The 434-nt window shown below is 55.1% G+C and carries 1 pseudogene; it reads right to left on the bottom strand.

From position 1 onward, the window contains the following. Window positions 1-413 (bottom strand): annotated as a pseudogene (locus tag AC1VNY_RS42730) (hypothetical protein); the annotation flags it as partial. Between the last annotated feature and the right edge of the window lie 21 nt (window positions 414-434).

Raw genomic sequence — 434 nt, 5'->3', positions numbered from 1 at the left:
AACAGCTCGCGATCCAAAGTAAGGTCTTCCGGATCGATGGGAAACGACAGAGCAGGATGATTGTCTCCTAGTCCGTGAAGCTCGTCATGCAACTGTTTCTCCATGCGCTGAAGCTCCTCTGAAGCGATGGAGGCTGGCGATGGCATGGCTTCATCATCCAGATGATCCAGCACTCGCCGAAACTCTCCCTGAGGGAGCTGCTCTGAATGGAAGGCGCTTTGCGCCTGAATGAAAGCCGATGGGCGAGCGTGATCATCTCGCCATTCCTGAAGCTCCTCTGCTGGCCCGTCATCAAGCGGTCGCAGGAGCTCCTCTGGAGAGAACAGCTCGCGATCCAAAGTAAGGTCTTCCGGATCGATGGGAAACGACAGAGCAGGATGATTGTCTCCTAGTCCGTGAAGCTCGTCATGCAACTGTTTCTCCATGCGCTGAAG

It is taken from the genome of Bradyrhizobium ferriligni (genome assembly GCF_056837965.1).
The sequence above is the reverse complement of the archived record's forward strand: the minus strand, read 5'-3'. Positions and strand labels throughout refer to the sequence as shown.